5 protein-coding genes and 1 pseudogene are annotated in these 5,364 nt (G+C 66.8%); 1 reads left to right on the top strand and 5 read right to left on the bottom strand.

The window, feature by feature from the left end:
- From WAN71_RS08355 to WAN71_RS08335, 5 genes are all read right to left on the bottom strand, one after another.
- A partial coding sequence (locus tag WAN71_RS08355; protein ID WP_422224876.1) for an O-succinylhomoserine sulfhydrylase occupies positions 1–1,067 on the bottom strand: 1,067 nt, incomplete at its 3' end.
- Between the two features lie 104 nt (positions 1,068–1,171).
- A complete protein-coding gene (locus WAN71_RS08350) occupies positions 1,172–1,588 on the bottom strand; it encodes a rhodanese-like domain-containing protein (RefSeq protein WP_422224875.1) in 417 nt (138 codons plus the stop codon).
- Positions 1,589–1,668: 80 nt separating this feature from the next.
- Positions 1,669–2,913 carry a formate-dependent phosphoribosylglycinamide formyltransferase gene (gene purT, locus WAN71_RS08345; RefSeq protein ID WP_422224874.1) on the bottom strand — a complete coding sequence of 415 codons (1,245 nt, stop codon included), beginning with the start codon at positions 2,911–2,913 and terminating at the stop codon, positions 1,669–1,671.
- Between the two features lie 155 nt (positions 2,914–3,068).
- On the bottom strand, positions 3,069–3,710 hold the full coding sequence (locus tag WAN71_RS08340) for a PaaI family thioesterase (RefSeq protein WP_422224873.1): 642 nt from the start codon (positions 3,708–3,710) through the stop codon (positions 3,069–3,071).
- Entirely contained in the window at positions 3,707–5,005 is a 1,299-nt protein-coding gene (locus WAN71_RS08335) for an adenylosuccinate synthase (RefSeq protein ID WP_422224872.1), read from the bottom strand. The genes WAN71_RS08340 and WAN71_RS08335 overlap by 4 nt, the downstream gene beginning before the upstream one ends.
- Positions 5,006–5,163: 158 nt before the next feature.
- On the opposite strand from WAN71_RS08335, the pseudogene WAN71_RS08330 reads away from it, so the two are divergent.
- A pseudogene (locus WAN71_RS08330) lies at positions 5,164–5,364 on the top strand (peptidase M50); the annotation flags it as partial.

Here is a 5,364-nt window from a genome sequence, read left to right as displayed (position 1 = left end):
AGATTGTTGGAAATGCTAATCAGCTGCAGCTTGTCCAGCACCTCGAAAGCCCGTTGCTTGGCCGCGCTGTCGGGGACGTCAAGTTCGAAGGTGACCACGGTACCGCCGCCTGACATCTGTCGCTTGGCCAGATCGTACTGTGGATGCGACGTCAGAAATGGGTAACGCGCCCACCTCACCGCCGGGTGTCCCTCGAGGTATTCGGCAATCCGCTGCGCCGCGGCATTCTGGTAATCGACCCGGATCGCCAGCGTCTCAAGGCCTTTGAGCATGACCCAGGCATTAAAGGCGCTCATCGCTGGTCCAGTGTGCCGCATCAGCTTCTGCACCGGGCCGTCGATGTACTCCTTGTCGCCGAGAATCGCCCCGCCCAGCGTCCGGCCTTGGCCATCAATGTGTTTGGTGCCAGAGTAGACCACCACGTCGACACCGAGCGGAAAGCCCTGCTGCAGTAATGGAGTCGCAAAGACATTGTCCAGCACAACTTTTGCCCCGGCCGCGTGCGAGAGCTCGGTGACCGCGACAATGTCGACCAGTGACTGCATCGGATTTGACGGCGTCTCGAAGAACACCGCCTGAGTCGGGACCGAAAGCGCCTTCTCCCACTGCGATAGGTCGTCGCCGTCGACAAAGACGGTCTCGATCCCCCAGCGCGGCAAGATCTCATTGCACACAACGAAACACGACCCGAACAGACTGCGCGCGGCGACCAGCCGATCGCCGGCGCCCAGCAGCGCACCGAGCGAAGTGAAAACCGCGGCCATCCCGCTCGCGGTCGCGAAGGCCGCCGGTGCGCCCTCGATCAAACGCAAACGTTCCTCGAACATGCTGACCGTGGGGTTGCCATAGCGCGAGTAGACGTAGCGGTCGATCTCGCCGGTGAAGGCCTGCTCCGCGGCAGCGGCGGTGTCGTAGACGTAGCCAGACGCCAAATAGATGGCTTCGGCGGTCTCTTCGAACTGCGACCGCAAAATGCCGCCGCGCACCCCGATGGTGGCCTGGCTGACACCGTCGGGCAGTGGCTCGGGTGTGCGGACCGAACGGGGCTCGTCGCCGGCCCGGGTCAATCTGCGCCGCTCCTCCTCATCGCTGCGCTCTGCATCGTCGCCGGCGCTGGTCAATCTGCGCCGCTCCTCCTCATCGCTGCGCTCTGCATCGTCGCCGGCGCTGGTCATGTCTGCTTCCAGGGCAATCCGATTGCGCGCCAGCCGACCCCGCCGCGGTGACTGTCGGCGTCGAGATGTCCTTCGAAACCGTCCAGCACGTTGTACGACGGGGCGATACCCGCCTCGGTGGCGGCCTCGGCCGCGCTGATGGAGCGGTTGCCCGAGCGACACAGGAAGATCACCGGCCGGTCCCCCTCGGCGGCCGGCAGTTGATCGGCGAGTTCGGCAACGAAGTTGTCATTGCGTGTGCCGTCGAGGCTGTTCCACTCGATGTAGACGGCCTCGCGGCCAAGGCTGGACAAGTCGGGCACTCCGACGAAGCGGCATTCGGCGTCGGTGCGCACGTCGACGAGCACCGCGTCGGGGTTCTCGCCGAGCAGCTTCCAAGCCTGCTCCGGGGTGATATCTCCTGCGTAGCTCACCCGCCTGAGTGTCGCACACCTGACTGGGAGGGCCTGAGGTGGGCGCTGGGGCCACTGCCGGGCAGGGGTTTCGCAGTCGACTACCAGAGCCTGCGCAGTGCTGCCGACACCTCGCGGGCACGGCTACGCGCCGCCTTCACGTCCGATGCCGTGACGACGGCCACGCCCCACGGGCGCCGCTCTTCGGGTTCGTGGCGGCCGAACACCCGCGCATCGCTCTCCGGCGTCCGCAGCGCATCGGCCAGCACGCCGACCGCTGTTGAGCTCTGCGAGCCCGCGGCCGCTGCGCCGGACCCGTCATGGCCGGCGTAGATCACCTCCGCGGCGCCCGGCGAAATCATGATGGTGTCGGCGGGCAGTCCCAGGATTGCCCGGGCTTGCAGTTCGAATTCCGAAAGCCGCTGGGTGCGCAATGTGACCAGACCGCTCTCGAACGGCCGGGCGGTGACATCGCTGAAGTACACCTCGTCGCCGCGGACCATCAGCTCGACACCGAACACGCCGCGCCCGCCCAACGACTTGACGATTCGGGCGGCGATCGACTTGGCAGCGTCCAACGCGCGCTCGCTCAGGTCTTGCGGCTGCCAGGATTCCTGCACGTCACCGATGGCCTCGCCGTGCCCGATGGGGGCGCAGAATTCGATGGTCGGCCCCGTCGGCCCAACGCCGCGCACGGTGAGCAGGGTGACGTGAAAGTCAATCTCGACGAGGGCCTCGGCCAGCACTCGGTTGTGGGCCAGCCGACCGCCGGCCGATACCGCACGCCGCCAGGCCGGCTCGACGTCCGCTGGTAACAGGACTATCGACTGCCCTGCACCCGCCACGGCCGCCACTGGTTGCACTCGCAGCGGGTAGCCAGCGTGGTCGGTGACGGAGCGCAGCTCGTCGAGCGATCCCGCGAACCAGAACGGGGCGGTAGGCAGGCCAAGCTCGTCGGCGGCAAGCCGGCGCAGCCCCTCCCGGTCTGCGGTGAGCCGGGCGCAGCGGGCGGTGGGGAAAACCTCGGTGAAACCGGTTTCGGCCGCGGCCGTCAACGCGTCGGCGGCGACCACGTCGGATGCCGTCACCACGAAGTTCGGCCGTAGCCGTCCGATTATCGCGGCCAGCTCGTCGGAGTCGGTCATGTTGACCACCAGCGACTGGTCGGCGACACCGTGCGCAGGCGCATCGGCATACCGCTCCACGGCGATCACCTCAGCGCCGAGCCGCTGAAAGGCGATCGCCAGCTCACGGCTGAACTCTCCCGACCCCAGCAGCATCACCTTGGTCCGGTCGGCCGCGTCAGGGTCGGGATGCTGTCCCGGAATCGACTCGTCGTGCGTCACGCTGACCAAGGATAGGTCGGCTTACGAGGAGCGGCGTGTGAGTCGTCAGAGTCCCGCGGCGCGCTCGAGGCGGGCGCCGTTCCAGTACAGCGGCGCCGCGGGTTGTCGCCGTCACAGCCGCAGGCACGCACGGGCGAGATTCAATCGTCTCGCGACTACGGCTGGCCGGGCAACAACCGCACCATCAGGCCATTGGCTTCGGCCAGCAGGGTGTCGCCGTCGAGCAGTTCGCCGCGGACAAACGCCTTGCGGCCCTCGGTGGCGGCGACGTGTCCACGGACCACCAACGGGGTGTCGATCGGGGTGATCTTGCGGTAGTCGACGTGCAGGAAGCCGGTCCGGCTGATCGGCCGGCCGGCGGCGTGCACCACCATCCCGAAGACATGGTCGAACAACAGCGGAAGCACGCCGCCGTGCACCGCCCCGTTGCCGCCCACGTGGAACCGGCAGAAATGGCCGCGCATCTCCACACCGTCGGGGTCGAACCTGCTCATCGTCCACGGCGGCAGCAGCAGGCTGCCCATTCCCGGTAATTGCGGCGATCGGCCGGCCGGGCCCTGGCCTTCGGGCGCGTGAAACGGCGCCAGCAGTGCCGATAGCGCCTCGGCGCGGTCGGCGGCGTCCTCCCAGACGTCGTCGTTGGGGTCGGCGGAAACCGCCAGGTCCTGCAACCCGCGCATGGCATTGACGAACCGGCCGAAACCCGGCCCGGGGCTGGCGGCCCCGTATTCCGGAAAGCCGCCGTGATGATCGTAATCGGGGTCGAGTTGTTCTGGGCTCTGCGAAGACTCGGTCACGGGCGCGCCGCCAGCACGTCGCGGCGCACGATGGTCTGATCACGGCCCGGGCCGACACCGATGCACGAAACATGCGCTCCGGCAAGCTCTTCCAGCCGCAGCACATAGTCACGCGCCTTGGCTGGCAGGTCGTCGAACGTCCGTGCGTCGGAAATGTCTTCCCACCACCCCGGCAGTTCTTCGTAGATAGGTTCGGCGCGGCCCAAATCGCTTTGGGTCATGGGCATGTCGTGAGTGCGCTTGCCGTCGACGGTGTAACCGACGCATACCGGAACGGTTTCCAGGCTGGACAACACGTCCAGCTTGGTCAGGAAGTAGTCGGTGATGCCGTTGACCCGGGTGGCGTAGCGGGCGATCACGGCGTCGAACCAGCCGCAGCGGCGACGGCGCCCGGTGGTGACGCCGAACTCTCCACCGGTTTTGGATAGGTATTCGCCGTTCTCGTCGAACAATTCGGTGGGGAACGGCCCAGAGCCAACCCGGGTGGTGTAGGCCTTGAGGATTCCCAGCACGGTGGTGATTCGGGTCGGCCCGATGCCGGAGCCGACAGCTGCGCCACCGGCAGTCGGATTCGACGACGTCACATAGGGATACGTGCCGTGGTCGACGTCCAGCAGGGTGCCCTGCGAGCCTTCCAGCAACACGGTTTCGCCGGCCTCCAGCGCGGTGTTGAGCAGCAGCCGAGTATCGGCGATGCGGTGCCGGAAACCTTCGGCTTGTTCGAGCAGGACCTCGACCACGTGCGCCGGCTCGAGCGCCTTGCGGTTGTAGATCTTGACCAGGATCTGATTCTTGAGTTCCAGTGCAGCCTCGACCTTGTGGGTGAGCACCTCCGGGTCGAGAACGTCAGCGACCCGGATCCCGATGCGGGCGATCTTGTCCTGGTAGCACGGCCCGATGCCGCGGCCGGTGGTGCCGATCTTCTTGCTGCCCATGTAGCGCTCGGTCACCTTGTCGATGGCCACGTGGTACGGCATCAGCAGATGCGCGTCGGCGGAGATCAGCAGCTTCGAGGTGTCGACGCCGCGGTCCTCGAGGCCCTTCAGCTCGTCGAGCAGCACGCCGGGATCGACCACCACACCGTTGCCGATGACGTTGGTGACGCCGGGCGTGAGCACACCCGATGGAATGAGGTGCAGGGCGAAGTTCTCGCCGGTGGGCAACACCACGGTGTGCCCGGCGTTGTTGCCGCCCTGATAGCGCACCACCCACTGCGCGCGGCCGCCGAGGAGGTCGGTGGCCTTGCCTTTGCCCTCGTCGCCCCATTGGGCGCCGATCAGGACGATTGCCGGCATGGCGCTGGCTTTCTCCCATCCCACTGGTATCTGCCGCTTATTGTGGTCCAGCCGGTGACCCACCATATCTCAGCTGTTTGCGAGGAGGCCCGTCCGGCGACGATACGCGCCGGAAGGCGCGAGGAGGAGGTGGACACATACACGACCCCGACATCGCCGTGCTGATCTTCGGCGAGCATCGCGTACCTCGCACTCTGCGCGGCTTACCGGTCGCCGACGCCGGCGAAATCGATGCGGCGGCTCACGACCATCGGCGGCTGATCGTGGTTGGCTCGGATGCGGACTTGGCCGCGGTACTGACCCGGTTACTGCGGACCGAGCTGCTCGAGGTTGAGGTCGGCTTCGTATCGCGACGACGC

This window comes from Mycobacterium sp., assembly GCF_049280035.1.
Classification (GTDB): domain Bacteria; phylum Actinomycetota; class Actinomycetes; order Mycobacteriales; family Mycobacteriaceae; genus Mycobacterium.
Note: the sequence above shows the minus strand (reverse complement) of the source record. Positions and strands in the feature narration are given on the sequence as shown.

Excerpts from the sequence above, each read along its gene's own strand:
- WAN71_RS08335 (WP_422224872.1), bottom strand. The coding sequence starts at position 5,005 with ATGCCGGCAATCGTCCTGATCGGCGCCCAATGGGGCGACGAGGGCAAA.